Below are 494 nucleotides of genomic sequence, written 5' to 3'. Positions count from 1 at the left end.
GGCAGACGTCAGCTCCGGGCGGTCCGACGACGACAGGGCGTCGGCGACGAAGGAGGAAACGCCAGGGTTGGCGGCAGCCGAGACGGTCTCGATCGCCGCCGAACCGCCTTCAGCGGCAGAGGCGAAGGAGGCGGTGCGCACGGTGATGACGCGCTTGGCTTCGGTCGTCTGCACCGTCTGGATGGCGTTGCCGGCATAGATCGGACGCTTGAAGGTATCGGCCGAGACGACCTCGATGATTTCGGACACCTGGGAAACGTCGAGCAGCGCTGCAACGCGCGGCATGACGTTCTTGCCGACCGAGGTGGCGGCGCTCACGATCGTGTCGTAGCTGCCAGCGAGCGAGACGATCAGGGCAGCGAGCGGCTCGGCAAGGTTGTTGGCAAGCGAGGCGTCGTCGGCAACGAGCACCTTGGAAACGCCTGCAAGCTTGGACGCCTGTTCGGCAGCCTGCTTCGCGCCGGCGCCGGCAACGAGAACATGCACATCGCCGC

At 66.6% G+C, this 494-nt stretch carries 1 pseudogene; it reads right to left on the bottom strand.

What is annotated here, in order from left to right:
- Positions 1 to 494, bottom strand: a pseudogene (locus tag ASE71_RS36215) (electron transfer flavoprotein subunit alpha/FixB family protein); the annotation flags it as partial.

Source organism: Ensifer sp. Root954, assembly GCF_001429005.1.
GTDB lineage: Bacteria > Pseudomonadota > Alphaproteobacteria > Rhizobiales > Rhizobiaceae > Ensifer > Ensifer adhaerens.
The sequence above is the reverse complement of the archived record's forward strand: the minus strand, read 5'-3'. Positions and strand labels throughout refer to the sequence as shown.